Raw genomic sequence first — 24,780 nt, 5'->3', positions numbered from 1 at the left:
CGATCGCGGCCCAAGGGCGCCAAGGCGCGCGGGAATCATGCGGCGTGGCTGTCGCCCAGGCCCGAGATGGCCTGGATCAGGCTGTCCTCGGTCACCTCGTCAGAGGTGAAGGTGCGCATGATCCGACCCGAATACATCGCGACGATGCGGTCGGAGACGTGCAGCACCTCGGGCATCTCGGAACTGATGACCATCACGGCATAGCCCTGGGCCGCCAGTTCCCGCAACAGCTTGTGGATCTCGGACTTGCTGCCGACATCGATGCCGCGCGTCGGCTCGTCCACGATCAGGACGGTCGGATGCATCGACAGCCACTTGCCGATGACGATCTTCTGCTGGTTTCCGCCCGACAGGTTTCCGACCTTCTGCTTCCAGCCGGGGGTGCGGATGTCCAGCCGGTCGCGGTACTGGTCGAAGATCGCGATCTCGGCCCCCTCGGCCATGAAGGGGCCTGCCTTCAGGTCGTCCACCTGCGGCAGCGTCATGTTGTCCCGGCAGTTCATGCCAAGCACCAGCCCCTGTCCCTTGCGGTCCTCGGGCACCAGGCTGATGCCGCGCGCGATGGCGTCGGCGGGCGAGTGGATGCGCACCTCCTGGCCCGCCAGAAGGATCTGGCCGGCAGAGGGATCGCGAAGCCCGAACAGGGTCTCGGCGATCTCGGTGCGGCCGGCGCCGACCAGGCCGTAGAAGCCGACCACTTCGCCGCGACGCACCTGGAAGCTGATGTCGCGATAAAGTTTGCCGCAGCTGAGCCCGCGCACCTCCAGCGCGAGATCGCCCAGATCGTGGTTCGTCGCCTTGCGGCTGAGGTCGAGCTTGCGCCCGATCATCATCTGCGTGACCGATTCCTCATTCGTTTCGGCGGTGTTGACCGTGCCCTGATACTGTCCATCGCGCAGGATCGAGATCCGGTCGGTGATCTTGAAGATTTCCTCCATGCGGTGAGAAATGTAGATGATGCCGACGCCGTCCGCCTTGAGATCGGCGATGACGTCGAACAGCACCACCTTCTCCGCGTCGGTCAGCGAGGCGGTCGGTTCGTCGAAGATCACCGCCTTGGCGTCCACGGTCAGGGCACGGGCGATCTCGACCATCTGCTGGTTGGCGATCGAAAGATCGCCGACGCGGGTCGCGGCATCGAAGCGCACGTTCAGCTTCTTCAGGATCGCGTTGGTCTGCTCGGCCAGCCTGGTCCAGTCGACCCGGCCAAAGCTCTTGCGCGGCAATTCGCCGAGATAGATGTTCTCGGCCACGCTCAGTTCCTCGGCCAGGCTGAGTTCCTGGTGGATGAAGACGATTCCCTTGGCCTTGGCTTCCAGCGGGCCGGACATGGTGACCTTCCGCTCATCCACATAGATGTCGCCCTCGTCGGGTTTGTGGATGCCGCCCAGCACCTTCATCAGGGTCGACTTGCCGGCACCGTTCTCTCCCATCAGGGCATGCACCTCGCCGGGCATGACTGAGAACGAGACACCGTCCAGCGCGCGAACCCCCGGAAAGGTCTTGACGATATTGTCGAGGTGCAGGACTGGTTTTGGATCGGTCATACCTTCAACTCCTCTTTGCCTCTGACATTGAGCTGCCGGTCGAGGAACAGCACGGCGATCAGGATCAGGCCGATCACCAGGTTCACGGTCGAGGTGTCGGCGCCGATATGGCCCAGCCCCTTGCGCAGAAGCTGAATGGCGATGACGCCTCCGAAGGTGCCGATGACCGACCCCGCGCCGCCGGTGATCTTCGTGCCACCCAGCACGACGGCGGTAATCACCCAAAGCTCGTAGAGCTGGCCGTCATTGGGGTTCACCGATCCGGATTCGGAATAGAAGACCACCGCCGACAAGGCCGCCAGGAAACCGATGATCGCGAAGTTGATCAGCATGTGCGGCCCGACGCGGATGCCGGCATTGACCGCGGCCTCGCGGTTGTCGCCGATGGCATAGGCGTTGCGCCCATGCACCGTTTTCGTCATCAGGAACCAGACCGCCAGGGTGACGCCAAGCAGGAACCAGGAGGCCGTGGCGAGGCCCAGGAATTCGGCCTCGGCCAGATCCACCAACGTCCAGTTCAGGTGGCTGGTCGGATTCTCGCCGTTGAACATGAAGACGATTCCGCGATAGCCCAGCATCGCTCCCAGCGTGACGATGAACGCGTCGACCCCGGTCTTCCAGACGATCAGACCGTTCAGCGCACCCAGCAGCGTGCCCACCGCCAGTGCCAGCAGCCAGGCCACCGGGATGACCCAGTCGCCAAGACCGGCGAAGATCGGCCAGGTCATGCTGTTCAGCAGGACGATCGCAGCGATGGCGAAGGTCGCCCCCACCGACAGGTCGATATTGCCGTTGACCATGACGATGGTCATGCCCATCGCGATGATCCCGATCGGTGCCGACTGCTTCAGCAGCAGCAGCATGTTGTCGAGGTCCATGAAGGCGCTGTCGCTGAGTGACAGGTACTGGCCCGCGACGCTGAAGAAGATCAGCTCCAGCACGATGAAGCCCCAGATGGCGCCCCGTTTCATGGCATCGGAAAGTTGTCCCGCTTGCATCTTTGCCTCCCTCACGCGATCGGTGACCAGAGCTTGCCGCGCTTGGCTGCGATATCGAGCCAGACAGCAAGGATGATGATGACCCAGGTCACGACGAACTGGACGTAGAACTGCAGGCCGACAAGCAGCAGGCCGTTCTGGATGAAGCCCAGGATCAGCACGCCGATCACCGTCTTGAAGACGGTGCCGGACCCGCCAAGCAGCGAGGCGCCGCCCAGGATGACCGCGGCCAGCACCTGGAGTTCGAGCCCCTGACCGACCGTGTTCTGCGATCCCAGCGACCGGCTGGCCTGGATCAGCCCGGCGGTCGCCACGCAGGCGCCCGAGATCAGATAGCACATGAAAACCGTCCGCGCGCGCCGGATCCCGGAGAAGGTCGCCGCCGTGCCGTTTCCGCCCACCGCATAGACCTTGCGCCCGAACGGGGTCTTGGCGAGAACCAGCCCGAGGAATGCAGCGAGTCCGGCGAAAATCAGGATGGGAACGGGAATTCCAAGCGCCGAGCCCTGGCCGAAAACGCCGAACCATGTGCCTGTCTTGTTCGCGATGTCCATGTTCTGACCGCCGGAATAGGTCAGCGTAAGCCCGTGGATCGCCGACAACATGCCCAGGGTAACGATCAGCGAGTTGAGCCTGAGATAGCCGACCAGGAAGCCGATGAACGCAGCCAGGCACAACGTCATGGCGAACATGGCGGGAATGGCCATGAGCGGCCCGAGCTTGTCGTGCAGGTCGAGCACGACGATGGTCGAGAAGGACATCATCGAGCCGACCGACAGGTCGAGATTGCCGCTGATGACCACGAAGGTCACCCCCAGGGCCATCACTCCCAGAATGGCCGAGGAGCGGACGACGCTGAACACGTTATCGACCGTGATGAACTTAGGATTGGCGATGGTGAAGGCAAGCATGAAGACCGCGAACGCGATCAGGATGCCCTGCTTGGCCAGAATCTGCGCGATCCGCTGCTTTGTCATTGTTGCCATGATCCCCTCCCTTGGCTCGCTGGCGTCTTTCCGGGCGTCAGCTGCTTGGCCCGGTCTTTCCGATGGTGGTCATACCAGCGTCATGCCTCCGTCGATCATGACGATCTGCCCGGTCATGTAATCGCTGTCCTTCGACGCCAGAAACGTCGTCGTTCCGGTGATGTCCGCCGGTGTCGCCACGCGCCCCCTGAGGATCTCGGCCGAGAACTCCTCCATCGCCTGTCCGGGCCGCTCGGCGGCACCGATTTCCATGAGGTCCTGGTCGACCTGCTCCCACATCTCGGTGGCGACCACGCCCGGCGCGAAGCCGGTGACGGTGATGTCGTGCTTGGCGAGGTCACGCGCACCGGACTGCGTCAGCGACACGACCGCGAATTTCGAGGCGCAATAGGGGGCGACATTGTCGAAACCCTGCCTGCCGGCAATCGAGGTCGTGTTGATGATCTTGCCGCCGCCGCCCTGGGCGATCATCTGGCGGGCGGCCTCCTGCATCCCGATCAGGCAACCCAGCCCGTTCACCCCCATGATGAAGTTCCAGTTGTCCTCGGACACGTCCAGGAAGTTCATGGGCCGGTTGACGCCGGCATTGTTGAACTTCACGTCGAGACGGCCGTATCTCTGCACGGTGTGGGCGATCATGGCGCGCACCTGTTCCCGGTCGGTGACATCGACCTGGAACGAGGTTACGGCGTCCGCCCGGTCGGCCAGGCGACGGCTATTGGCCTCTGCGACCTCGGCCACCCTGGCGCCGTTGATGTCGGCAAAGCATACCTTGGCACCTTCATCCAGCAAGGCCTCGCCGATGGCCCTGCCGATGCCCTGCGCTGCGCCGGTGACGATGCAGACGCGATCACAAACCCGTCCCATGCGCGGTCTCCCTGAAAACCGTTCTCTCTGGAAGGAACGTGCGGGACAGGGCGTTCCAGCCCCGCACGTGCAGCCGGTTCAGAAAACCGGCTTCTCGTATTCACCCATGTTGTCCTGGGTGATCTTCGGCGTGTCGAAATAGTTCAGGAAGGGCACCTCCTTGCCTTCCAGCACGTCGATTGCCGTCTGCAGGGCGGCCTCGGCGTCATCGACCGGCGACTGATAGATCGAGCCCCAGTAATCGCCGGCGGCCATCGCCTCATAGCCCACCGCGAAATTTGTGGCGCCGACGAAGATGATGCCGTCGCGTCCGGCCGCCTTGGCCGCGTTCAGGGCGCCGACCCCCATGTTGTCGTCGCCGGCATAGACGCCGTCGATATCGTCATACTTGACCAGGAAGGCCTCCATGACCTGCTGCGACTTCTCGCGGTTCCAGTCACCCGGCTGGGTGTCGACCACGGTCACATCCGGGCACACCTCGGGCAGCCGGTCTTCGAAACCCTTGGCCCGCTCGATCGCGGTGGTGTAGCCCGGCTGGCCGGTGATGTGCACGACCCTGGCCTCGCCATCGATGCCCATGTCCTTGAACTTGTCGCACATGATCTCGGCCGCGCGCGCGCCTTGCGTGATGTTGTCCGGTCCCGAGAAGGAGGCCGCGAAGTCGAAGCCCGCTTCGGCGATGTTCGAGTTGGTCACGATCACCGGGATCCCGGCCTGGTGCGCCTTGCGGACCGCCGGGATCACCGCCTCGCCATTGGTGGGCCAGATGATGATGGCGTCGACGTCCTGCTGGATCAGATCCTCCATCTGGGCGATCTGACGCGCCACGTCGCCGCCGGCGTCGAGAACGACGGTCTCGACATCGGGATTGGCCTTTGCCGCGGCGATGAACGCCTTCTCGTATGTGGTCTGGTAGCTGTCGACGCCCACGTTGTTCTGGGTGATGCCGATCTTCATGGTCTCGGCCGATGCCGTGCCGGCCAATGCCAGAAAGGCGGTCGATGCTGCAAGGATATGACGAAGCTTCATTTGGGTCTCCTCCCCGATGGTGGTGATAGGTTCCGGTCTCCGCGACGCCGCTTGCGACGCCCTGCGGCGCCCTGCGGTGCCTAGTGTACCGAACGACTGCCGCCACCATGAAGGTTTACCGGCCTTCGCGGATCGGCAATGTTGTCCATTATGGATATAACCGTATCCGATATGGACATACTTGCGATACTTAAAGACCGTCAGTCTGGACATTCTTGAGGGGAGCAAGCGTGAGCGATTCCGCATCATCCGATTCGGACCAAGCAGGACAGCCGCAAAGACACCAGCGCACCAGAAGGCAATCAAGCGACATGAACGCGATGGCAGGACAGACTTACGGCGGCCCGGTCGCGCCCGAGGCGGGCGACGACACAAGGGTGATGCTGTCCTTCCTCGAGGAGTTCAGCGACGAGCTGGAGGATGCCTTGGACATCGTCGCGCCGAACGCGCATCTGCGCATGATGCTGCATCTGCTGCAGGGCCATTTCGACGGCAAGACGATCACGCCCACCTCCCTGATCGGCGCCAGCCGGGTGCCCTATGCGACGGCCAGCCGACGCATGAAGGAGATGATCGAGGACGGGCTGATCGAGCAACGGCCCCGGACCCCGACCGGCAGAAGCTATTCCGTGCATCCCAGCGACAAGCTGCTCGCGCAATGGATGCAGCTCTCGGGGCGTGCGCGCCGCCTGGCCGAGAGGCATTTCGGCTCGGAGGCCGGGAACCGGCACGCGAAGGATTACTATTTCGGCGGCAGTTACTCCGCCGCGCAGTCGATTCCGCCGCTGCGGGTCCGCTCGGAGCCCCTCAAGGTCGCCGGCGGCATCCGGGTGCTGGTGCATGGCGATCCGACCTTCATGGTGATGGACAACCTCAAGCGCCAGTTCGAACAGGTGATCGGCACCGCGATCAGTCAGCGCGCCTTTTCCATCGACCGGCTGCGCCAAGAGGCGCTGCGCAACGCCACCCGGGTCAGCAGCCGCTATGACCTCATCGCGGTCGATCTGCCCTGGATCGGCGAGTTCGCCAGCAGGCAGGTCCTGATGCCGCTGGACGAGGTGATGGATCTTGCTCGGCTTGACGCCGCGGATTTCCACACCGCCGGCTGGAAGGCGGCGCATTGGGATGGGCGCGCCTATGGCGTGCCGGCGCAGATGACGCCCGAGCTGCTGTTCTATCGCCGCGACCTGTTCGCCGAGGTCGGGCTCGAGCCGCCCGCGACCACGGACGCGCTTCTGCGCGCGGCCGGCGCTCTGCACAATCCGCGCCGGGGACAATACGGCATCGCCTGGAATGCCGCGCGCGGCACGGCGCTGGGTCATACCGTTCTGATGACCCTGGCCGATTTCGGTCAGCCAATCCTCGATCTGCCCCAGATCGCCGGAGGGTTCGACACCGATCACCTGGCGAAGGGCGGCTATCGCGCGACCATCGATACCGAGGCGGGGTTGCAGATGGCCGAGTTCCTGCTGGATCTGCTGCAATATTCGCCGCCCGGCATCCTGTCGATGTCCTGGTATGAGCGCGTTCGGCCCTATGCCGCCGGCAATGTCGCGATGGCCTATGGCTACACTCTGCTGGCCCCGTATTTCGAGCTTGACGAGTCATCGCCCGCCTTCGGCCAGACCGGTTATCTGCCCCACCCGGCCGGCCCGGGGGCCAGCCCGGTCGCGCCGGTCGGCGGATATGTCCTCGGCATTCCCGCCAACCTGTCGCCCGAGCGCATCCCTGCCGCGGTCGAGGCGCTGACGGTCTTCACCTCGCCCGAGGCACAAAAGCTCTATGTCCAGAATGGCAGCCGCACCAACGCGCGTTATTCCGTCGGGGCGGACCCGGAGGTGCGCCGTGCATCGCCGATCTTCGAAGCCGTCGACGGGATGTCATGGCGCGACGAGTTGCAGTTCTGGCCGCGCCCGCCCGTGCCCGAGATCTGCAGGATCATCCAGATATGCGGCGAGGAATTCCACGACATGCTGCGCGGGATCGTCCGCCCGCGCGAGGCTTTGCGCAAGGCCCAGGAACGGGCCGACGCGCTGACATGATCCGAACGGACACCACGATACGAGGAGGAGACGCCATGGACCCCAATCGCCTCAAGGGCAAGAACATACTGATCACCGGTGCCGCGCGCGGCATGGGTGCCGCCAATGCCGAGGCCTTCGCCGCGCAGGGTGCCAATCTGTGCCTCGGGGACCTGGACCGCGACGAAGCGCAGAAGACCGCAGACCGCATCAACGCCGCAGGAAACGGCAAGGCGATCGCGGTCAGGATGGACGTCACGAAGCGTCAGGACAACGCCGATGCCGTGGCCGCCACGGTCGAGGCCTTCGGCTCGATCAATGTCGGCCTATTCAACGCCGGCCTGAACAAGCCCCGGTTCTTCATGGATATCGATGAAGACAACTGGGACATGATCATGAACGTCAACACCAAGGCGATGTGGCTGGGCATGCAGGAAACCGCCCGGCAGATGATCAAGCAGGGCCCGATGGAGGATCATCCCTACAAGCTGATCAACGTGGGCTCCATCGCATCGCGCAAGCCGCTGGTGGACGTGACCGTCTATTGCACCTCGAAATATGGCTGTCTCGCCCTGACCCATTGCGGGGCGATCGGCCTCGCCGAGCACAATATCACCGTCAACGGATATGCGCCGGGCGTGGTCGTGACGCCGCTCTGGGAACAGCTCGACAAGGACCTTGTCGATATCGGCTTCAAGCAGCGCGAGGGCCAGGCCTATGACGACATCGTCCGCGACGCGCTTCAGATCAAGCGTGTCTCCTATCCGAAGGACATTGTCGGCACCGCATCGTTCCTCGCCAGTGACGACAGCGATTACATGACCGGCCAGATGATCCATATCGATGGCGGCTGGTGCATCCAGTAACCCTCTGAACCCCTCAGTTTTCACCCCTTGTCAACGGGCCGCCCGGCGACCCGAAGGAGATCTTCATGTCACGCGCACTCTTGCCGAACCTGCTTACACCCCAGGACCTCGAACCCAACTGGGAATGGCGCGAACGCCTGCCCGCCTGGGGCCACACCTCTGTCGATTTCGAACGCCGCATCGATCACGACCGCCTGCGTCGCTACCGCCTGGCGCGGACCCGGCAGGCCCTTCAGAACTCGAATGCGGGCACGCTGCTGCTCTTTGACGTCAACAACATCCGCTATGTCAGCGCCACCAAGATCGGCGAGTGGGAACGCGACAAGATGTGTCGGTTCTGCCTGCTGACCGGCGACGACAGCCCCTATGTCTGGGATTTCGGCTCGGCCGCGATGCACCACAAGCGGCATTCCGACTGGCTCGAGCCCGACCACTGCCTGGCCGGCGTCGTGGGCATGCGCGGCACGATCCCGCCCGAATTCGGCCTGATGAAGAAATACGCCAGGCAGATCGCGGGTCTCATCCGCGATGCCGGGATGGCCGACATGCCAGTGGGCGTCGACTATGCCGAAACGGCCATGTTCCACGCCTTGCAGGAAGAGGGTCTGAATGTCGTCGATGGCCAGCAGATCATGCTGGCGGCGCGCGAGATCAAGAACTGGGACGAGATCCAGCTTCTGACCCAGGCGGCCAGCATGGTCGATGGCGTCTATCACATGATCTACGAAGAGCTTAAGCCGGGCATCCGCGAGAACGATATCGTCGCCCTGTCCAACAAGATGCTCTACGAGATGGGCAGCGACGACGTGGAAGCGATCAACGCCATTTCGGGCGAGCGCTGCAATCCTCATCCGCACAACTTCACCGACCGCTATTTCCGTCCCGGAGACCAGGCGTTCTTCGACATCCTCCAGTCCTACCAGGGCTATCGCACCTGCTACTACCGGACCTTCAACATCGGCCGCGCAACCCCGGCGCAGAACGATGCCTATGTGAAGGCCCGCGAATGGATCGACGCCTCGATCCAGGCGATCAGGCCGGGCGTGAGCACGGATCAGGTCGCCAAGCTCTGGCCGAAAGCCGAGGAGTTCGGCTTCCCCGACGAGGATTCCGCCTTCGGCCTGCAATTCGGTCACGGCCTCGGCCTGGCCCTGCACGAACGGCCGATCATCAGCCGCGCGGTCAGCCTCGATCATCCGATGGAGATCCAGACCGGCATGGTCTTCGCTCTGGAAACCTATTGCCCCGCTGCCGATGGCTACTCGGCTGCGCGGATCGAGGAAGAGGTCGTCGTCACCGAAAAGGGCTGCGAGGTCATCTCGCTCTTCCCGGCCGAAGACCTGCCCATCGCGAACCGGTACTGACCATGGCCAATTCGTTCGACCTGACCGGCCGCAAGGCTCTGGTTACCGGCGGGGCGACGGGCATCGGTGAGGGCATCGCAATTGCCCTCGCCGAAGCCGGTGCCGATGTCGCGCTGACCTATCGCAGCCATCAGCCCCAGGACACGCTTGCCAGGATCAGGGGCGCGGGTCGCAAGGCCGCCGCCGTTGCCGCCGATTTCGCCGGAATGGACGAGGCCGGCGCGAACGAGGTGATCGACTTCGCCTCGCAAGCGCTGGGCGGGCTCGATATTCTTGTGAACAACGCCGGCATCATCCACCGCGAGGATTCGGCTGAGATGCCACTGGCCGACTGGCGGCGGGTGCTGTCGGTGAACCTCGACTCGGTCTGGCTGCTGTCACAGGCGGCCGGACGGCGGATGGTGGCGCAGGGCGCGGGAAAGATCATCATCGTGTCCTCCGTCCTCGGCAGCCAGGGCGGCTTGCGTGTGCCCGCCTATGCTGCCAGCAAGCATGCCGTTATCGGCCTGACCCGCGCGCTGTGCAACGAATGGGCGGCGCACGGGGTGAACGTGAACGCCATCGCGCCCGGCTATACAGCGACCGACAACACCCAGGCGCTCCGCGACGATCCGGACCGATCCAGCGCGCTGCTGGAGCGCATCCCCGCCGGTCGCTTCGCGGAACCTTCCGAAATCGCCGGCGCCGCCGTCTTCCTGGCCTCCGACGCTGCCGCCTATTGTCACGGCAGTGTCGTGACCGTGGACGGCGGCTGGCTGGCCCGCTGAAAGAGAAAACACATGGAACACCCCCTTACCGGAAAAACCGCGCTTGTCACCGCCGCCGCGAACGGCATCGGCCGGGCATCGGCCGAGGCGCTGGCGCGGCGTGGCGCACGCGTCATCGCGACAGACATCGACGGAGCCGCGGTCGAACAGGTCGCTGCCGGGGCAGAACGGATCACGGCGCACCGGCTGGATGTGCTGGACAAGGACGCGGTCGATGCGCTGGTGGCCGCAACGCCGAAACTGGACATCCTCGTGAACTGCGCCGGATGGGTCCATGACGGCACGATCCTCGATTGTGACGAGACCGCCTGGGACCGATCCTTCGACCTCAATGCCAAGGCCATGTTCAGGGTGACCAGGGCGGTGTTGCCCGGTATGCTTGAGCGGGGATCGGGCTCGATCATCAACATCGCCTCGATCGTCTCAAGCCAGAAGGGCGCGCCGCGCCGCTTTGCCTATGGCGCATCGAAGGCCGCGATCATCGGCATGACCAAGTCCATCGCCGCCGACTTCGTCAAGGACGGAATCCGCTGCAACGCGATCTGCCCGGGCACCGTCGAAAGCCCATCGCTGCGCGAAAGGCTGGCCGCCACCGGCGATTTCGACAAGGCGCACGCGGCCTTCACCCAGCGCCAGCCGATGGGCCGCCTGGGCAAGCCCGAGGAAATCGCCGAGATGGTCTGCTATCTCGCGGGCGACCTGTCCGCCTTCACGACCGGCCAGGCCTTTGCCATCGACGGCGGGTGGTCGATCTGATGCGACTGGACCGGGCGGCCTCGATAGACGATCTGCGGCGGATGGCGCGCCGCCGCATCCCGCGCTTCGCGTTCGATCTGGTCGATGGCGGGGCGGAATCCGAACGCAATCTCAGGCGCAATCTCGAGGCGTTCGAAGAGATCCAGCTGACCCCGCGCTATATGGTCGATGTCTCGACCATCGACACGCGCGCGGCGTTGTTCGGGCAGAGCTTCGACATGCCCTTCGGCATGGCGCCGATCGGGATGCTGAACGCATTCTGGCCCGATGCCGACCTGACGCTTGCGCGACTCTGCAAGCGCCGGAACATTCCTTACGTCGCCAGTTCCGCAGCCTCGACGACGCTCGAGACGCTGGCCGAGGCCGCGGACGGGAACGGCTGGTTCCAGCTTTACGTGTCCAGCGATACCGCGGTCACGGAAAGCCTGATCGCGCGCGCCGAGGCCGCGGATTACAGGGTGATGATGGTCACGGCCGACGTGCCCGCCGCCGGCAAGCGCGATCGCGACATCCGCAACCAGCTGGCCGTCCCGTTCCGGATCACGCCCGAGGTCGTGGCAGGCCTGATCGCGCATCCGCGCTGGTCGCTCGCGACCCTGCGTCACGGCAAGCCCAACATCGCCAACTATGCCGACCTTCTGCAAAGCGCCACGTCCTATGCCGAAGTCCAGAAGACGCTGATCACGCCCGGTTTCACCTGGGACAGTCTAAGGCGGCTGCGCGACCGCTGGCAGGGCACGCTTCTGGTCAAGGGAATCCTGCACCCGGAAGACGCGGTCCAATGCGCCGATATCGGCTGTGACGGCATCGTCGTATCGAACCATGGTGGCCGCCAGGTCGCCTTCGGGCCATCGACGATCGAGGCCCTGCCGCGCATCGCCGCGGCGCTCGAGGGTCGGATTGCGATCATTCTCGACAGCGGCATCAGGCGTGGGGCAGATGTGCTGCGCGCCAAGGCGCATGGCGCGGATTTCGCGTTGTCTGGGCGGGCCCTGGCGTTCGGCGTGGGCGCCGGAGGAGCCGCCGGCGCGCGCCGCGCCCTCGAGATCCTGGAACTGGAACTGGTGCGGGCGTTGGGTCAGCTTGGCGTGGCGTCCTATGCGAAGGTCGGCCCGTCGGAGCTTTCAAGCCTGGCATGAATCGTTTCCGGCTCATCGCGACCTTCAAGATGCGAAGACCAGACAGAAAGCCGGGGGAGGCAGAGCCACGGTGAGCAGATCGCTGGCCGAACAGGTTGCCTGAGAAAGCCCGATCGCTGGACAACATCGTCACCGCGCGCCTCTGGCGATCCCTGAACCACGATCCCATGGCCTTTCAGGCGGCGGGGCGGGCGGGCCGGTTCCTCGGCTTCGGCTCTTGCCCCCGCGCGGGGGGCCGGTTCCGAGACCCGCGCGCCCTGCCCGCCCGTGGTTGGCCATACCCCCGCCGACCAGGCCCGCGCAGCCGACGAGGTGGAGGCGGTGCCGGAAGGCGCCATCAGGGTCCGGATGCTGGGCGACCATGCCGTGCTGCGCGATCAGGCGTGGGTGTGCCGGTGAAGGCCGGGCGGGCGGCAGCGCTACTGCAGGCTCCGGACGACTCCGAATATGCGGATCCCTGTTCAGTGGGGAATTCAGGGCCTCGCGGTGATAAGCGGGCGCATTCACCTTCGGCGGCACATGCGCCCGCCTGCTTCGATGGCCGGACACCGACCATTGGGCTGGTGAAACCTCAAACCAGCCTGGCGGGCTCCGAGCGGGTTCGCCGCCATCCCCACCGCCGCATTCGATCCGGCCCCATTTCACGCATTCGGGCCGGCGTCTCCCGGGGGATCCCGCGCTTTCGGGTCCGGGTCCCCGTCGTCGACAGCACGCTGACCTGCGAACTACGCGCCTTTGTTGCTTCCCGCCTCCGTCGAGCAAACTGGCTGCGCGAGGCCCGCGACGATCTGTCGAAACTCGCCGAGGATTTCACCGTGGTTCTTGTCGAGGTAGCGGGCGAGACGGTCATTCTGCAAAAGCCGCTCGACATAGCGACCGGCCACCACCAGCCGAAGGTGATCGGGTCCAAGGGTGCCTTCGATCAGCTTTATGTTCTTTTGCAGGTTGGCCATCTCGGCCTTCATTCGCTCGGCTTGTTCGCGTGTCACGCCTGCAGGTGGCTTCTTTGTAGCTGGGTCAACCAAGTCTGTGGCGTCAGATGCTGCGAGGATCAGGCAGGTGAAGATGCCGAAGAAGCTGGACCTTGATGGGTTGGCACGAGAAGCGACGGCGCGGCTCCCGGGGGCGATCTTGGGGGCCTGGAAGGCGTGACGGCTTGATTTGGACCATATGATAGTCCATATTATGCCCATCACGGGAGGCCGCCATGCAGATATCCATCACCGAGGCCAAGGGCCATCTGACCGAACTCGTGCGCCGTGCCGAGGCGGGAGATGAAGTTGTGCTGACACGACATGGTAAAGCTGCTGTCAGGCTGGTTCCCGTCGTCCCAGCGGTGACACGCGATCGCCGCCGCGCGGTCATGGAAGCTGCACAGCGCAGCGCCATGGCAAAGATCACGGCTGGGGCGAGTGCCGCCCGCAGCCAGGACTTCCTCTATGATGACGATGGCCTGCCGAAGTGATCGTCGTTGATACATCTGCCTTGATGGCAATCCTTCTGGGCGAGCCCGACGCAGACATCGTGATGCAGGTCCTCAATGAAGCGGAAGCCCTCTGCATTTCGGCGGGAACGCTCGCTGAAGCGATGATCGTCGCCGATCGTCGCTCGGTGGGCGCCGAAATGCAGCAGCTGGTCGAAGGGCTGGGAATTGAAGTTGTCACGGTGACACAGTCAGGGGCCGATGCCGTAGCGGCCGCCTATCGGACTTGGGGAAAAGGCATCCATCCGGCCGCGTTGAACTTTGGTGATTGCTTTGCCTATGGACTGGCGGCGGAACGAAACTGCCCCCTTCTTTTCGTCGGGGACGATTTCGGCAAGACCGATGTGAGGCTTGCCTCACCGCGCCGCGACGAACCCTAATCTGGCAACTGAAGCCCAATCACCGGCAATCGGTCACCGTCGCTGAGCGCCTGGTTCAACGCAAGAAGCCGGGATCTGGAAACGAGGCGCTGGCCGACCCACGATGCAGGCAACGTCGCGATCACCGGATGCTCGGGCCCGTTGTAGAAAACGGTGCCCTTGCAGCGGTCGAAATCGAGATCGAAAAACAGGAGATGATCTGCCCGGGTTTCCACTGGGCGAAATGCTGGCCCCAAACCGCGGCCGGTCGCTTTGACCTGCACCGTCTTTCCGCAAGGGCTACGACCATCAATGCCAGGGTGAGACTTGTTGCTCACCAGCTTGATCCCGAAAAGTTCGACCGCCAGCGCCTCTCCGATATCGCCCACAAGGTTCCCGTCCAGCGTGTACTCGAGACTGACCTCGTGGCCGCCGCGGGCGAGCAGGTCCTTGTAGTAGTCGCGGACACGGTTTCGGGCGGCAACCAAGTCGGCAATGGCCGGAGGCAGATCGAAAACGTGCATTCGCTATCCCATACAAGCAGTTGAACCATCTCGTGCGAACCTAGCCGCCAAGCGCTGAGTTGTCCAAGCGACAAGAAAAGGCCACGCGCAAGGCCCTCTGGCCCAAGAGACCGATCGGACCCCAACCCATGCCCACCCAATCCACGGCCGAGCGCCTGCTCGCGTCGCTCTATACCCTGTTGTCCGGCGCGATGCCGCCAGGGGCCAAGGTGATGCGCAATGCGATCCTGCCCGAGAAGGTGCCTGCCGCCGGGGTGGTGATCCTGCGCGATGGCGATCCGGGGCCGCCGGAGGTGTGGCTCTCGCCGCCAGGCTACTACTACGAACATCGGGCCGAGATCGAAGTGGTGGTTGATGGAACCCCGGCCGCCCGGGATGTGGCCTTCGACGCCCTCCGCCTCGCGATCGGCACGGCGCTTGCGACCGACCGGACGCTGGGTGGCCTTTGCGACTACATCACGCCTGAAGCGCCGGAACCGGTGCTGCTGGCAATCGACGGCAACGAGGGTCTGAAGGCCGCGGTGATCCCGGTGGTCATCGCCTACGCCACGACCGACCCGCTTCTCTGACCCCACCCCCGAAAGGACTGACCCATGGCCCGCCAGCCCGGCGCGCGGACGCAAGTCGCGTTCGCCTTCGAATCCGTTTACGGCACGCCGCCCGCCAGCGGCTATCGCCGGATGCCCTTTGCCACAACGACGCTTGGCTCAGAACAGGGCCTCCTCTCGCCGGAACTTCTGGGCTACGGCCGCGATCCACAGGCGCCGATCCGCGATGCGGTGAACGTTGACGGCGATGTCGTCATTCCGATGGATGCCGAGAACCTCGGCTTCTGGCTGAAGGCGATCTTCGGCCAGCCCGCGACCACTGGCACCACGCCGCGGACGCACACCTTCCAGTCGGGCGGCTTCACGCTGCCCAGCATGGCGATCGAGACGCAGATGCCCGATGTGCCACGGTTCGCGATGTATTCCGGTCTCGTCGCCGATCGCATCCAATGGCAATCGCAGCGTTCGGGGCTGTTGACGGCGACGGTTGGTCTGATCGGCCGCGGCGAGACGGTTGCGGCCACGACGGCCGCCGGTGTGCTGACCGATGCCACCCTGCCCTTGCAGCGTTTCGGCAATTTTCAGGGGTCGATCACGCGGAATGGCGCGGCGCTGGGAAACATCGTCTCGGCGCAGGTGTCCTATGCCAACAACCTCGACCGGATCGAGACCATTCGCAACGACGGCCTTCTCGAAGGGCTCGACCCGTCGATGGCGGCCCTCACCGGATCGATCGAGGCGCGCTTTGCCGATCTGACGCTGGTGAATCAGGCGATCGCTGGTGACCCTTGCGAACTGGTTTTCGCGTGGAGCCTCGGAGCGAACGCGTCCCTCACCTTCACGGTGCACGCCGCTTACGGTGACGGTTTCGCTGAACGGGGTGAGCGGCAACTCGACGATCTGGCCATGATCCGCCCTGAGCAAATCCGCGACGTGGCCGAAGCGCTTCGCGCGATCGCCGTGATCGAAGAGCGGATGATCCGCCTCGACGAGAACATCGCCCGCATCGGCGCCGCCGTCGGCCGCCTCGAACAACAGGACCGCACCCCATGAAGACCCTGCCCGCAGGTTTCCAGGCGCATCTGGATGAAGGAACCACCACCCTTGCGTGGTGCTGGCGCTTAAAACGCCGGGACGGCGCCGTCTTCGGCTTCACCGATCATGATCGGGTGCTGGCCTTCGCGGGCACCAGTTTCGAACCCGAGACCGGCTTTGCCGCCAGCGAGATCAGAAGCCTCGGCGATCTGTCGGTTGACGCTCAGGACGTCCAAGGCGCGCTGCGGTCTGACCGGATCACAGAGACCGATATCGCCGACGGCCTCTGGGACAATGCCGCGGTCGAAGTATGGCTGGTGAACTGGCAAGCTGTCAGCCAGCGCGTGCTCATGCGTCGCGGCAGCATCGGCGAGATCAGGCGGGGCCGTCATGCCTTCACGGCGGAAGTGCGGGCGCTGGCGCATCTTCTGAACCAGCCAGTGGGTCGGACGTTCCAGTATTTCTGCGACGCGACGCTGGGCGATGCGCGCTGTGGGGTGAACCTGACGAGCGCCCTGTATCGCGGCACGGGGTCGGTGACGGCCACGGTCGGCGACCGACGGTTTACTGTCGCAACTGGTCTCGGCGCCTTTGCCTCGGGGTGGTTCGATTTCGGGGTGGTGGAATGGGCCACAGGCGCCAATACCGGCGCCGGGCGGAGGTGGCAAGCCACACACTCGCCAGCGGCACGGCAACGATCACGCAGATGGAAGCTTCGGTGCGCCCGATTGTGCCGGGCGACGCCTTCGCGATCACGGCAGGCTGCGACAAGCGCCACGCCACCTGCCGCGACCGCTTTGGCAATGCGCTGAACTTCCGGGGCTTTGCGGGCACGGTCGACAAGACGGCCGCAGCAGGAACGCAGGTTGCATCCTTCTTTGGCACCGCAGCGCCGGGGCAGTTCGCGGTATCGAGCACGACGGTCAGCTTCACAGGCAGCCCCAGCGACTGGGGCCTGCGCCGGATGATCCTGCATTACGCCCACCTCTGCGCGGCCGCCGGGGGCGTCGATGCCTTCTTGATCGGCACCGAGATGCGTGGGCTGACGCACATCCGCTCGGGGGCGTCGACCTATCCGGCTGTCATCGCCTTCGTGCAACTGGCCGCCGATGTCAGCACCATCCTCGGGCCTGCCACCAAGGTCAGCTACGCCGCCGATTGGTCGGAATACTTCGGCCACCAACCTGCCGACGGTTCGGGCGACGTGTTCTTCCACCTCGATCCGCTCTGGGCCTCGCCCAACATCGATTTCGTGGCGATCGACAACTACTTGCCGCTCTCGGACTGGCGCGACGGCGATGATCACCTCGACGCCCTGGCCGGATGGCACGGGCCGCACCAGACTGCCTATCTGCAAGCCAACATCGAAGGCGGCGAAGGCTACGACTGGTTCTATGCCTCCTCGGCCGACAGGATTTCTCAGACGCGGACGGCGATCACCGATGGTGCCGGAAAGCCTTGGGTCTTCCGCCCGAAAGACCTGCGGAACTGGTGGGGCCAGCCGCATTTCAATCGCCCGGGCGGCGTTGAAAGCGGCGGGCCGACCGCCTGGGTGCCGGGGTCAAAACCGATCCGGTTCACCGAAGCAGGCGCGCCTTGCGTCGACCGCGGCACCAACCAGCCGAATGTCTTTGTCGATCCCAAATCCTCGGAATCCCTGCTGCCACATTTTTCACGCGGCTGGCCCGACGAGTTCATCCAGCGCCGCTATGCCGGAGCCCTGATCGGCTATTGGGCCAACCCCGCCAACAATCCCTCGGCGTCCCTCTATTCCGGCCGGATGATCGAGACCGCCGAGATTGCCCTTTGGACATGGGACGCCCGCCCCTTCCCGGCCTTCCCGGCCCGCAGCGATGTCTGGTCCGATGCCGAGAACTGGCGCCTCGGGCATTGGCTCACGGGGCGCGCCGGGGCAACCGGCCTTGCCGAACTCGTCGCCGAACTTTGCGCCCGCGCTGGGCTCGCCGCATCTGACCTAGACGTCACCGATCTCGCCGGGTCCCTGCCGGGCTTTGCAGTCAATGCGATCGAAAGCCCGCGCGCTTCGATCGAGACCCTCGCACGCCTCTTCGGGTTCGACGCCTTCGAGGCCGAGGGCAAAATCCGGTTTCAGATGCGGGGGCAACGGCCCGTGGCCACGATCACCCTCGACAACCCCGCCACGGCCGGGGCACGAGTCGTTGTGCTGGATGGCGGGGTCAAACCGCTGCCGATCGGCAGCGCGGATTATGGCGCACCCTGGAACTGGCGGATCGGGGCGTCGAGCAAACCTGCGGGCGATCCCGCAAACCTCGCCGTCAGTTTCGCGCCCTCGGCTCGCGGCTTGCGTCCTTGGCAGCCCTGTCACGCCCGGCGGGTCAACCTGCCCGGCGGCGATATCGTCCTCAGCTGGACTCGCCGCACCCGCGCCTTTGCGGGCGACAACTGGGCCCTGACCGAGGTGCCGCTGGGCGAAGCGGCCGAGGGCTACGAGATCGACATCCTCAACGGGGCGGTGATGGTGCGAACGGTGTCCGGCCTTACGTCGCCCGCTTTCACCTACACGGCCGCTATGCAGGTGGCCGACTTCGGCGCCCCGGTTTCCGCGCCCCTCGCCCTCAGCATCGCGCAAACCGGCGCGCTGGGCCGCGGCGCGATCCTCGACGTCACCCTTTGATCCGGAGGCTCCATGGCCGACACACCAAACCTGCGCCTCAGCTTCCTCGAGGCGAACCAGGCGCAGAAGCACATCACCGTCAACGAGGCCTTCCGTGCCCTCGATGCCCTCGTGCAGCCCGCTGTGGAAAGCACTGGTCTCAACACCCCGCCAGGATCACCGGTCGATGGCGCCCGCTATGTAATAGGCGCCGCGCCCACGGGCGCCTGGGCGGGTCAGGCCTTTGCGATCGCCGCCTGGCAGGACGGGGCCTGGGCCTTCTATCCCCCGGCCGAGGGCTGGTCGGTCTGGGATCGCGCGACGGATGCTTCCCTGATCTTTCTAGGCGGTGTCTGGGTTAGGCAGGCGTCGCTTCCCTTCCCCGACAACCTCTTCCGCCTGGCCGACGATGCCGATCCGACCAAGCTGGCGGCCTTCGATCTGTCCGGCCTCTCGGCAGGCACCACACGCGTTTTCACCCTGCCGAACCTCTCGGCCACTTTGGCGCATCTTGGCAACGCGGCGCAGACCTTCGCGGGGGCGACGACGTTTTCGAATGCGGCGGTCACGATCGGCACGGCGATGACGACCGCCACTTATGGCATCGGCACCGGCGGCACGACGACCGGGATCACCAAGACCTTGAACCTGGGCACTGGCGGCGCGGCCGGGTCGACGACGGTGATCAATCTCGGCTCGACCACTGCCGGGGCGCTGGGAAGCACGATCATCAACACACCCACGGTGACCTTTGCGGCCAGCGTCACCGCGATCGGTGCGGCGGCCGCGAACGTGACCGCGCTGGGCCTGGGCCTGGGTGGCGCCTCGCCCGATGCTTCGAACCGGCTCAGCGTCAATGCCGCCGCCACGCTCCTGAACAATGCGGGCGGGTCGCATGAGGCCACGATCAACAAGGCTGCGGCCGGAAATGATGCCAGCCTTGCCTTTAAGACGGGGTTTTCGGCGCGGGCGCTGTTTGGGCTACTTGGGTCCGACGACGTGACGCTGAAGGTTTCGCCGAACGGCTCCACCTTCTTCGACGCCTTCGTGATCGATCGCGTCACAGGTCGGGCCGAGTTCCCCGAACCCCTGATCCTGCCCGGCCACTCGGCGATGCCCGCCGCGCCGCCCCCCGGAAAGCTGGCCCTCTACGGTCGCCAGCGGGCAGGTGCGCCTTGGCTGGAAGTCGTTCGGCCAACGGGGCGGGATTTTCCGCTGCAACCGCATACCGGCCTGAACCGCGTCGGCACTTGGGCCCCGTCAAGCAGCACCACGATCGTTGCGCAGGGCATCCCGCTGACCAGTGTCGGCACCATCAGCCACCCCGCCCTGTCTGCGGCCTCCCTTCTGACCAGTTCGCGGCGGTGGCGCGCGACGTCCGCGGCAACGGCGAATTCGGTGGCCGACCAACGATCGGCCCTCACGGCATGCTGGCGCGGCAACGCGGCCGGGCTTGGTGGTTTCACCCTGATCACGCGGATCAGCCTGACCACCTTGCAGCCGACAGGGATCGGTTTCTTCGGCCTCTTGGCCTCGGTTGCCGCCCTGGCCACGACGACGGTCCTTTCCGCGCTGGTGGAGGCGATTGTCGGAAGCCTGCGGTGGCGAGGTTGGGGCGTCCCTTGTCGCAGGCGGGCTCGCGCTGGCGCAGGGGGCGGTGAACTTTGCGGCGGGGTATGTAGTGAGGGAGACGAGTCACCACGGGGACACAAAAGGTTCAAACCGTTAGCGGCGGTGATTGAAACCGACCGCAGCCTATGACATCGTGAAGCAGCAGGGGCGGAAGTAAACAAAAACGGTCAAAATGAATCAGCTTGCATTGAAAGCGGCTTCTCAGAATGTTCACGATGAAGCAGCAGCGCAAGCCCCGCTCGCCAATGACCTGAAGGACCGTCGCTCGCAAGAACTGGTGTTCGCACTCGTTGGTCCACTTGGTTCCGGCTGCACTACTGTAGCAAACGAACTCCACAAACTCCTGAAAAACGAGTACCTGTATCTCGCCCCGAAGATCATTACAATTTCAGACTTCATCCGCGAGGGCCTAAAGAAAAAGGGCAAGCCCCTGCCTTCGCGGGAAACTGGTTTAGACAACTACATTGCCGCTATGCAAGATGCTGGCAATGATTTGCGCGAGGAGTATGGCACAACTTACCTGATCGAAAAGGCGATTGAGGCGATACATACTGAGCGAAAGAGAGCTGGTGGATATAGCGATGGGATAATTGTTCCCACGCGAATCGCATATATCATTGATTCGATCAAGAATATCGACGAAGCCGAACTCCTTCGAGGCGTTTATGGCGACTCACTTATTCTTATTGGCGTGTTTGCACCAGATGCCATCAGGAACAAGCGACTCAAAATTAAGGAGGGAAAGAAGCAAACCTTTGTTGAGATTCTCAAGAGGGATCAAGGCGAAGAAGCTTCTTTTGGCCAAAAGACACGTAAAGTTTTTACAAGCTCTGACTTCTTCATCTGCAATGACGCTGATCTATACCGGCTTAACGAGAAGATCGAACGCTTCGTTGAGTTGGTTTTTGATGTTGGGGTTCATACTCCAACCCGCGAAGAAGCCGCAATGTATAAAGCAAGCTCTGTTGCTGCCAATTCCGCATGTATGTCTCGCCAGGTTGGCGCGGCAATTGTTTCGTCTGCGGGTGAGTTCATTGGGGTCGGGTGGAACGACGTGCCAAAGTTCGGCGGAGGTCTTTACAATGAAGACGATCGCTACTCCAGCACTCAGGACAATCGGTGCTACAACTGGGCTGATGGTGAGTGCCATAACGAGATGCGCAGGATGGAGATCATCACCGACGTTGTGCAGAAAATTGTTGGCGCTGGTCTTCTGAAGAAAGGTACGGGCCCAGAAGATGTAAGAAACGCCATCGGTGGAACTCGCATTAAGGATTTGATTGAGTTTTCTCGTTCCATTCATGCAGAAATGGAGGCAATTGTCTCTGTTGCGCGCGAAGGAAAGCACTCTCTCGTGGGCGCGACGTTGTTTACGAATACCTATCCGTGCCACAATTGCGCCCGCCACATAGTAGCGGCCGGAATTAAAAGAGTGGTCTACATTGAGCCTTACTTGAAAAGCTTAGCGACCCAGCTTCATGAGGACGCGATAACCGAGGTTCCGCACGATATAGATGAAGATGGCAATCGGGTTAAGGACGCAGCACCGCAGACTAAGGTGTTCTTCCAACAATTCGACGGGGTTGCCCCAAAGAACTTCCTCAAACTTTTCTGCCCTCTTGCTGAACGCAAAGAGAATGGACGACGTCGGATTGATGACAAGACTTCCGTGCTGCCTATGCTGATGATCGCACTCGACGGTCCAGCAACATACGAGACAAAAGTTGTGGCTGATCTTGCTATTAAAGAAGGAAGCGTGTGATGGCACAGCAGGATGATAAGCTGCATTCGCAACAGCTTTCCTTTAGCTTCAGCGCTGGCGAAGGCAAACTCGAGACCAAGAGTGCGAATTCTTCGGCGACTGTTCAGCACTTTATGAACCGTGAGGCCTTGAGCATTAGGCGAGAAGCAATTGAGCGCGTCAGGCGCGATGGAATATTCCCAGTTCACGTCCGAAAGAAGTAGAGTTTAGATAGCGTGACCCGATCAAGTCAGGCCAAAATGTACGACCCTAGACGGGCGGTTCAAGGTGCAATTTCCGCACTATTCGACAAGCAGTGCCATCCAAACTTGGCGAAGCGTTGATGGCACGGGTAGAATTCGACAGCACTAAGAAGCCGCTGGACGACCTTCTGAAACGGGCGCGCGATGGTCTGATCCAGCTGCCGGATTTCCAGCGTGGCTGGGTCTGGGATGATGAGGGCCTGCGTGGCCTCCTGGCATCGATTTCCCGCTCCTTCCCGGTTGGCGCGATAATGACATTGCAGGCGGGCGGCGAGGTGAAGTTCAAGCCTCGCCCCATTGAAGGCGCGCCGCCTGGCAGCGCAAATGTAGCGCCGGAGTCTTTGCTTCTGGATGGGCAGCAGCGGCTGACATCGCTGTATCAGACGACGATGCGCCGAAGCGTTGTCGAGACGATGAACACCAAGAAGCAGAAGATCAAACGCTTCTACTACATCGATATGGCGCGCGCCCTGGACGAGGGCGTTGATCGGATCGACGCCTTCGTAGGAATCGCCGAGAGCAAGATTGAGACGCGGAACTTCGGTAAGGAGGTCGTTCGGGATCTGACGACCGAAAAGGCCGAGTTTGAACAGTGCATGTTCCCGACCAACCGCATCTTCGATTGGAACGACTGGCTGACCAAGTTCGCCGCATACTGGCAGTACGCCCCAGACAAGATGCAGTTCTGGTTCAAATTCCTGAACGAGGTGCTGTCTGCCTTCCACCAGTATCAGATGCCAGTGATCGAGCTTGGCAAAAGCACAAGCCGCGAGGCCGTCTGCCTTGTGTTCGAGAAGGTGAACACGGGCGGCAAGAAGCTCGACGCGTTCGAACTGCTCACAGCGATCTATGCGGGTGAGGAAGAAGGATTCTTGCTTCGCGAGGAATGGACCAAGATCGCCAAGTCCCTGAAGGACGCGATCGCCCTCAAGGAACATCCGCTGACGCGTTTGCAGCCGACCGATTTCTTTCAGGCGCTGGCACTTCTGTTCACCCGGGATCGCCGCCTAAATCATCTGGCGGCGCAGTTGCCCGGCGATGCCCCGGCGATCAGCTGCACCCGCGATACCGTGCTCAGCGTTCCGCTGGGCGCCTACAAGCAGTATGCGGGCGCGCTGGAGGAGGGGTTCAAGAAGGCCGGGAAGTTCCTCTTCGGTCAGAACATCTTCTGGTTCAAGGACGTCCCCTATCAGTCGCAACTGGTGCCGCTGGCAGCCATCCTCACGGAACTTGGCGATCGCTGGACGCAGGAGGCGGTGCGCCAAAAGCTTGCTCAGTGGTACTGGTGCGGTGTTTTCGGGGAGCTTTATGGCGGGGCGATCGAGACCCGTTTCGCCAAGGACCTTGCCGATGTCCTCGCCTGGATCGATGGCGGGCCGGAGCCGACAACGGTGAAGGACTCAGCCTTCCGGCCGGAACGCCTCAAGACGATGACTTCACGTCTGTCCGCGGCCTACAAGGGTGTTCATGCCCTGTTGATGCATAAGCAGGCGCGGGATTTCCTGTCCGGGCAAAGCTACAACCAGACCAGCTATTTCGACGAGGCTGTCGACATCCATCACATCTTCCCGCGCGCTTGGTGCCAGAAGATGGGAATCCCGCGCGAGCGGTATGACACGATCATCAACAAGACCCCTCTGAGTTCAAAGACCAACCGGATTGTCGGCGGCGATGCCCCGTCCGCGTATCTGGCGCGCTTACCCAAGCAGGGCGCTGCATCCGATGCAGCCGTCGACACTCACCTTGAGAGCCACATGATCGATCCGCGGCTACTGCGGGCGGATGATTTCGAAGGCTTCGTCGGACGGCGCCAGGAGGCGCTGCTGGGGTTGATCGAGGCCGCGACAGGGAAGGCGATCTACCGCGGGGTAGCGACGGACGAGCCTGTTGAGGACATGATCGATGACGAGGCTGAGGGGCTTGAGGCGGCCGAATAGGCCGCCTTTCCTGTCGACCTTTGCCCGGTGCGGTTTTCGCCCGTTCTCGATCCTGCTGACCTACTATCCCGCTGATCTTGCACGCGGAATCCGTCCGTTTGTTGACCTATTGTTGACCCGCCGTGGGTAACGCAAAAAGCCCCGCGGTGAGGCGGGGCGCATATCATTGATAAAGCTAGTAATTTTTGGTTGCGGGGGTAGGATTTGAACCTACGACCTTCAGGTTATGAGCCTGACGAGCTACCGGGCTGCTCTACCCCGCGCCAATTGCATCGCGTTCATG

The 24,780-nt window shown here is 63.3% G+C and carries 21 protein-coding genes, 1 tRNA gene and 2 pseudogenes; 16 read left to right on the top strand and 8 right to left on the bottom strand.

Annotated elements, in window-relative coordinates; genetic code table 11:
- Positions 1-35: 35 nt before the first annotated feature.
- From L1965_RS15310 to L1965_RS15290, 5 genes are all read right to left on the bottom strand, one after another.
- Complete coding sequence (locus tag L1965_RS15310) at positions 36-1,547, bottom strand: sugar ABC transporter ATP-binding protein (RefSeq protein WP_235757307.1); 1,512 nt, start codon at positions 1,545-1,547, stop codon at positions 36-38.
- A complete protein-coding gene (locus L1965_RS15305; protein WP_235757306.1) occupies positions 1,544-2,545 on the bottom strand; it encodes an ABC transporter permease in 1,002 nt (333 codons plus the stop codon). Before L1965_RS15305 ends, L1965_RS15310 begins: the two co-directional genes overlap by 4 nt.
- 11 nt (positions 2,546-2,556) lie before the next feature.
- Positions 2,557-3,531, bottom strand: coding sequence for an ABC transporter permease (locus L1965_RS15300; RefSeq protein ID WP_235757305.1), 975 nt, complete (start codon positions 3,529-3,531; stop codon positions 2,557-2,559).
- A gap of 69 nt (positions 3,532-3,600) precedes the next feature.
- Positions 3,601-4,398 carry an SDR family NAD(P)-dependent oxidoreductase gene (locus L1965_RS15295; protein WP_235757304.1) on the bottom strand — a complete coding sequence of 266 codons (798 nt, stop codon included), beginning with the start codon at positions 4,396-4,398 and terminating at the stop codon, positions 3,601-3,603.
- Between the two features lie 78 nt (positions 4,399-4,476).
- Positions 4,477-5,427 carry a sugar ABC transporter substrate-binding protein gene (locus tag L1965_RS15290; protein WP_235757303.1) on the bottom strand — a complete coding sequence of 317 codons (951 nt, stop codon included), beginning with the start codon at positions 5,425-5,427 and terminating at the stop codon, positions 4,477-4,479.
- Between the two features lie 320 nt (positions 5,428-5,747).
- Here L1965_RS15290 and L1965_RS15285 point away from each other — a divergent pair, with 320 nt between their 5' ends.
- The 6 genes from L1965_RS15285 (at position 5,748) to L1965_RS15260 (ending at position 12,340) form a co-directional block, all read left to right on the top strand.
- The gene (locus tag L1965_RS15285; RefSeq protein WP_235757302.1) at positions 5,748-7,469 is read left to right on the top strand and encodes an extracellular solute-binding protein; all 1,722 of its coding nucleotides are present in this window, start codon (positions 5,748-5,750) and stop codon (positions 7,467-7,469) included.
- Positions 7,470-7,504: 35 nt separating this feature from the next.
- Positions 7,505-8,314 carry an SDR family NAD(P)-dependent oxidoreductase gene (locus L1965_RS15280; RefSeq protein WP_235757301.1) on the top strand — a complete coding sequence of 270 codons (810 nt, stop codon included), beginning with the start codon at positions 7,505-7,507 and terminating at the stop codon, positions 8,312-8,314.
- A gap of 65 nt (positions 8,315-8,379) precedes the next feature.
- Positions 8,380-9,678, top strand: a complete 1,299-nt coding sequence (locus tag L1965_RS15275) for a M24 family metallopeptidase (protein WP_235757300.1) — start codon at positions 8,380-8,382, stop codon at positions 9,676-9,678.
- Positions 9,679-9,680: 2 nt separating this feature from the next.
- Entirely contained in the window at positions 9,681-10,445 is a 765-nt protein-coding gene (locus tag L1965_RS15270) for an SDR family oxidoreductase (RefSeq protein ID WP_235757299.1), read from the top strand.
- Positions 10,446-10,457: 12 nt separating this feature from the next.
- Positions 10,458-11,201, top strand: a complete 744-nt coding sequence (locus tag L1965_RS15265) for an SDR family oxidoreductase (RefSeq protein ID WP_235757298.1) — start codon at positions 10,458-10,460, stop codon at positions 11,199-11,201.
- The gene (locus L1965_RS15260; protein ID WP_235757297.1) at positions 11,189-12,340 is read left to right on the top strand and encodes an alpha-hydroxy acid oxidase; all 1,152 of its coding nucleotides are present in this window, start codon (positions 11,189-11,191) and stop codon (positions 12,338-12,340) included. Before L1965_RS15265 ends, L1965_RS15260 begins: the two co-directional genes overlap by 13 nt.
- A 725-nt stretch (positions 12,341-13,065) precedes the next feature.
- On the opposite strand, the gene L1965_RS15255 is transcribed toward L1965_RS15260, so the two are convergent.
- Positions 13,066-13,533: a plasmid partitioning protein RepB C-terminal domain-containing protein gene (locus tag L1965_RS15255; RefSeq protein ID WP_235757318.1), complete on the bottom strand. Its 468-nt coding sequence runs from the start codon at positions 13,531-13,533 to the stop codon at positions 13,066-13,068.
- Between the two features lie 14 nt (positions 13,534-13,547).
- Here L1965_RS15255 and L1965_RS15250 point away from each other — a divergent pair, with 14 nt between their 5' ends.
- Positions 13,548-13,805 carry a type II toxin-antitoxin system Phd/YefM family antitoxin gene (locus L1965_RS15250; RefSeq protein ID WP_235757296.1) on the top strand — a complete coding sequence of 86 codons (258 nt, stop codon included), beginning with the start codon at positions 13,548-13,550 and terminating at the stop codon, positions 13,803-13,805.
- Positions 13,802-14,203 (top strand): type II toxin-antitoxin system VapC family toxin, encoded by a 402-nt coding sequence (locus L1965_RS15245; RefSeq protein WP_235757295.1) that lies wholly within the window; start codon positions 13,802-13,804, stop codon positions 14,201-14,203. The genes L1965_RS15250 and L1965_RS15245 overlap by 4 nt, the downstream gene beginning before the upstream one ends.
- Here the strand turns inward: L1965_RS15245 and L1965_RS15240 are convergent.
- Positions 14,200-14,706: a DUF6998 domain-containing protein gene (locus L1965_RS15240; RefSeq protein ID WP_235757294.1), complete on the bottom strand. Its 507-nt coding sequence runs from the start codon at positions 14,704-14,706 to the stop codon at positions 14,200-14,202. The two genes, L1965_RS15245 and L1965_RS15240, sit on opposite strands and share 4 nt — an antisense overlap.
- A gap of 128 nt (positions 14,707-14,834) precedes the next feature.
- Here L1965_RS15240 and L1965_RS15235 point away from each other — a divergent pair, with 128 nt between their 5' ends.
- The 8 genes and pseudogenes from L1965_RS15235 (at position 14,835) to L1965_RS15200 (ending at position 24,497) form a co-directional block, all read left to right on the top strand.
- Entirely contained in the window at positions 14,835-15,275 is a 441-nt protein-coding gene (locus L1965_RS15235; protein WP_235757293.1) for an acyl-CoA transferase, read from the top strand.
- A 24-nt stretch (positions 15,276-15,299) separates the two neighbouring features.
- The gene (locus L1965_RS15230) at positions 15,300-16,307 is read left to right on the top strand and encodes a phage tail tube protein (RefSeq protein WP_235757292.1); all 1,008 of its coding nucleotides are present in this window, start codon (positions 15,300-15,302) and stop codon (positions 16,305-16,307) included.
- Positions 16,304-17,115 (top strand): annotated as a pseudogene (locus L1965_RS15225) (phage/gene transfer agent baseplate hub protein); the annotation flags it as partial. The gene L1965_RS15230 and the pseudogene L1965_RS15225, both read left to right, overlap by 4 nt.
- Positions 17,110-18,945 (top strand): annotated as a pseudogene (locus tag L1965_RS15220) (GTA TIM-barrel-like domain-containing protein); the annotation flags it as partial. The pseudogenes L1965_RS15225 and L1965_RS15220, both read left to right, overlap by 6 nt.
- Positions 18,946-18,957: 12 nt before the next feature.
- Positions 18,958-20,685: a DUF2793 domain-containing protein gene (locus tag L1965_RS15215; RefSeq protein WP_235757291.1), complete on the top strand. Its 1,728-nt coding sequence runs from the start codon at positions 18,958-18,960 to the stop codon at positions 20,683-20,685.
- 43 nt (positions 20,686-20,728) lie between these two features.
- Positions 20,729-22,318, top strand: a complete 1,590-nt coding sequence (locus L1965_RS15210; RefSeq protein WP_235757290.1) for an anti-phage dCTP deaminase — start codon at positions 20,729-20,731, stop codon at positions 22,316-22,318.
- Positions 22,318-22,521: a hypothetical protein gene (locus L1965_RS15205; protein ID WP_235757289.1), complete on the top strand. Its 204-nt coding sequence runs from the start codon at positions 22,318-22,320 to the stop codon at positions 22,519-22,521. Before L1965_RS15210 ends, L1965_RS15205 begins: the two co-directional genes overlap by 1 nt.
- A gap of 119 nt (positions 22,522-22,640) precedes the next feature.
- Complete coding sequence (locus tag L1965_RS15200) at positions 22,641-24,497, top strand: GmrSD restriction endonuclease domain-containing protein (RefSeq protein WP_235757288.1); 1,857 nt, start codon at positions 22,641-22,643, stop codon at positions 24,495-24,497.
- A gap of 186 nt (positions 24,498-24,683) precedes the next feature.
- Here L1965_RS15200 and L1965_RS15195 read toward each other — a convergent pair.
- Positions 24,684-24,760, bottom strand: a tRNA-Met gene (locus L1965_RS15195).
- Between the last annotated feature and the right edge of the window lie 20 nt (positions 24,761-24,780).

The organism is Paracoccus salsus, from assembly GCF_021556615.1.
Lineage (GTDB): Bacteria > Pseudomonadota > Alphaproteobacteria > Rhodobacterales > Rhodobacteraceae > Paracoccus > Paracoccus salsus.
This window is presented reverse-complemented; position numbering and strand designations above follow the sequence as displayed.

What these genes read in the sequence shown, in the direction of transcription:
- L1965_RS15210 (WP_235757290.1), top strand. Translation starts at nt 20,729, where the DNA reads ATGAATCAGCTTGCATTGAAAGCGGCTTCTCAGAATGTTCACGATGAA.
- L1965_RS15300 (WP_235757305.1), bottom strand. Translation starts at nt 3,531, where the DNA reads ATGGCAACAATGACAAAGCAGCGGATCGCGCAGATTCTGGCCAAGCAG.
- L1965_RS15230 (WP_235757292.1), top strand. Translation starts at nt 15,300, where the DNA reads ATGGCCCGCCAGCCCGGCGCGCGGACGCAAGTCGCGTTCGCCTTCGAA.
- L1965_RS15275 (WP_235757300.1), top strand. Translation starts at nt 8,380, where the DNA reads ATGTCACGCGCACTCTTGCCGAACCTGCTTACACCCCAGGACCTCGAA.
- L1965_RS15270 (WP_235757299.1), top strand. Translation starts at nt 9,681, where the DNA reads ATGGCCAATTCGTTCGACCTGACCGGCCGCAAGGCTCTGGTTACCGGC.
- L1965_RS15200 (WP_235757288.1), top strand. Translation starts at nt 22,641, where the DNA reads ATGGCACGGGTAGAATTCGACAGCACTAAGAAGCCGCTGGACGACCTT.
- L1965_RS15250 (WP_235757296.1), top strand. Translation starts at nt 13,548, where the DNA reads ATGCAGATATCCATCACCGAGGCCAAGGGCCATCTGACCGAACTCGTG.
- L1965_RS15205 (WP_235757289.1), top strand. Translation starts at nt 22,318, where the DNA reads ATGGCACAGCAGGATGATAAGCTGCATTCGCAACAGCTTTCCTTTAGC.
- L1965_RS15285 (WP_235757302.1), top strand. Translation starts at nt 5,748, where the DNA reads ATGGCAGGACAGACTTACGGCGGCCCGGTCGCGCCCGAGGCGGGCGAC.
- L1965_RS15215 (WP_235757291.1), top strand. Translation starts at nt 18,958, where the DNA reads ATGGCCGACACACCAAACCTGCGCCTCAGCTTCCTCGAGGCGAACCAG.
- L1965_RS15235 (WP_235757293.1), top strand. Translation starts at nt 14,835, where the DNA reads ATGCCCACCCAATCCACGGCCGAGCGCCTGCTCGCGTCGCTCTATACC.
- L1965_RS15255 (WP_235757318.1), bottom strand. Translation starts at nt 13,533, where the DNA reads ATGGGCATAATATGGACTATCATATGGTCCAAATCAAGCCGTCACGCC.
- L1965_RS15280 (WP_235757301.1), top strand. Translation starts at nt 7,505, where the DNA reads ATGGACCCCAATCGCCTCAAGGGCAAGAACATACTGATCACCGGTGCC.
- L1965_RS15310 (WP_235757307.1), bottom strand. Translation starts at nt 1,547, where the DNA reads ATGACCGATCCAAAACCAGTCCTGCACCTCGACAATATCGTCAAGACC.
- L1965_RS15265 (WP_235757298.1), top strand. Translation starts at nt 10,458, where the DNA reads ATGGAACACCCCCTTACCGGAAAAACCGCGCTTGTCACCGCCGCCGCG.
- L1965_RS15295 (WP_235757304.1), bottom strand. Translation starts at nt 4,398, where the DNA reads ATGGGACGGGTTTGTGATCGCGTCTGCATCGTCACCGGCGCAGCGCAG.
- L1965_RS15290 (WP_235757303.1), bottom strand. Translation starts at nt 5,427, where the DNA reads ATGAAGCTTCGTCATATCCTTGCAGCATCGACCGCCTTTCTGGCATTG.
- L1965_RS15240 (WP_235757294.1), bottom strand. Translation starts at nt 14,706, where the DNA reads ATGCACGTTTTCGATCTGCCTCCGGCCATTGCCGACTTGGTTGCCGCC.
- L1965_RS15305 (WP_235757306.1), bottom strand. Translation starts at nt 2,545, where the DNA reads ATGCAAGCGGGACAACTTTCCGATGCCATGAAACGGGGCGCCATCTGG.